This is a genomic window from Microbacterium sp. P2_F9, assembly GCF_056403635.1.
The window spans coordinates 1-2,306 of the sequence record NZ_JBFUFC010000335.1 but is presented as its reverse complement, the minus strand read 5'-3'; the positions used below and the strand labels follow the sequence as shown (position 1 = coordinate 2,306).

The 2,306-nt window shown below is 70.5% G+C and carries 2 protein-coding genes; both read right to left on the bottom strand.

Annotated features, from left to right (window positions below; genetic code table 11):
• A partial coding sequence (locus AC1DVT_RS19665; protein WP_477391017.1) for an FAD-dependent oxidoreductase occupies window positions 1-432 on the bottom strand: 432 nt, incomplete at its 3' end.
• Between the two features lie 47 nt (window positions 433-479).
• A complete protein-coding gene (locus tag AC1DVT_RS19660; RefSeq protein WP_477391015.1) occupies window positions 480-1,757 on the bottom strand; it encodes a CoA transferase in 1,278 nt (425 codons plus the stop codon).
• Window positions 1,758-2,306 lie beyond the last annotated feature (549 nt).

The window sequence follows — 2,306 nt, the reverse complement described above, 5'->3', positions numbered from 1 at the left end:
GTCGAAGCCCTCCTGCCCCGGCCAGCGCGGGGCGACCGGCGAGCTGTTGTACCCCGTGGCGACGACGACCTGCTTCGCGGTCCAGCGCTCGCTGCCATCGAGCACCGCCCAGCCGCCTCCGTCGCGCTCGATCCGGCGCACCTCCGTGCCGAATCGCGGCTCGATCCCGTGGTGCTGGGCGTAGCGGGCGACGTAGTCGGCCATGTCGTCCTTCGGCACCCACCGACCGGACCCGCCGGGGATCCGCAGCCCCGGCAGCGCGGACTGAACCCGCGGCGTGTGCAGATGCAGTCGCTCATAGCGGCTGCGCCACGAGTCCCCGGCAGCGGTTCCCCGATCGAGGACCAGCGTGTCGATCCCGCGTCCGCGCAGACACGCCGCCACCGACATCCCGGCTGGCCCGGCTCCCACAACAATCACATCGGTGTCCACGGCGGCACCACCTCCGCGGTCACGCTAGCGGCCTTGCGGGCGGTCGATCACTCGGCGCGCCAGACCGGTTCGTCCGAACCCCACGGGTGCGGGGCGATGAACTGCGTCGGGCCGCCTTCGTAGTCGATCGCGGGCGCGGTGGTCGTGACGAGGGTGCCTGCGACATCGAAGGTCTCCAGGTGCGGCTCGGCATCGATCGGCGCGAACTGCTCGGGTTCGGCGGTGCGCGGCATCCCGAGCAGTTCGGCGGCGACGCGCCGCAGCGACGTCTCGGCGAACCAGGAGCCCCCCTCGTCCGCGCGCTTCGCGAGGAGCTCCATCACCGCCGCCGCGAGAAGGTAGCCGGCGCTGTGGTCGAGTGCCTGGGCGGGGAGAGCGCCCGGTGCGCCGTCCGCGCGCGCCTCGATCATCGCGATGCCGGTCGCGGCCTGCACCAGACTGTCGAACCCACGCCGATCCGGTTCGCCCCACGCCGATAGCCGCGCGACGATGAGACCCGGATGCCGCTGCACCAGCGCACCGGGCGACAGCCCGAGGCGATCGAGCCCGGCGGGACGATAGCCCAGCACGATCGCGTCGGCCAACGACAGCAGCGCTTCGAACCGAACCCGATCGGCGTCGTCCTCGAGGTCGAGCAGGGCCGATCGCTTGCCGTGGCCGGTGTCCAGGTGCTGCCAGGGGAGCTCGGGCAGCCGGGGCGAGTCGATGCGCAGGACGTCCGCGCCGAGGAGGGCGAGCGTGCGCGTGCACACCGGACCCGCGATCACGCGGGTCAGATCGAGGATCCGGATGCCGCGCAGCGGCGCCGCCGTGTCGCCCTCGGTCAGCGCGCGCAGCGGGGCCGCCCCCAGCTGCGTCGTCGCGACGAGGGGCGTGCTTCGACGGAGGGCGACATCGACGTCGCGAGCCTCACCTCGCACCGCGACGCACAGGCCACCGGCCGCCGTGATGCGCGCCGCGGCCGTATCGGCCGCGAGCTGGGACAGCGCCGCGGCGGCCGCCGCCTTGTCGGCATCCGAATCAAGGGCGAGCGCCTGCCGCAGCGCGGCCGCATGGTGCGGGTAGTTGCCGTGGGTGCGCACCCAGCCATCGGCGGTCCGGAAGAAGCCCGAAAGGGGTGCGAACGCCTCGGGGGAGTGACCCCCCACCCGCAGGTGCCGCTCGCTCGAGTACGCGACCGCGATGCGCTCGGCGCTGAGCGTCGTCGTGTTCGCGCCGGCGAGCAGCGCCGCGCTGCGGGACGCGGCCCGCACCGACCTGAGCGCCAGACCCGCGACCGCCGTGCGCGCCGGCAAGGGAACGACGACGCCGGCCGAGTTGTCCATGTCCGCGAACCTACGCGCGCCAAAGGGTGGTGCCAAGCGCCTGCGCGCCTGCAGAACCGCGGATTTCCGCCAACCTAAGCAGGCGACACGCCCGGGCTGCGGCCAGGATTTGCCCGTTCTCCAGAACCCACGTAACTTATTACTTGTTCGCCCCACAGGGAAGCGGAGAGGCCGAGAGCCTCACCCCCCTCAAGCGGAGAACCACCCCCCATCTGAAGCTCTCTTGAGAGTGTCGACCTTCGGGTCTACGATGGAGGTTCCCACTCCTCGAAGCTGTCGAAGAGTGCTGCCGGAGACGCTAAACAGTCCCGGACAGCCGATTTGACAAGCTGACGGAGAGGGATAAGATAGAGAAGTTGCCCCGCGACTGRCTGAGAGCCGGAACGCAGGGCACCGGATCTCTCTTCGTGAGACGCTGTCCGGCTGCTTCGATTCCGATCGAAAAGCGCCGATTCGACATGCGACAGCGAAGAACAATATTGGAGTTGCCCTGCGTAGGCGGTCGAGAGACCTGAAAGCAGGAGCATCCGATCCTTGAGAACTCAACAG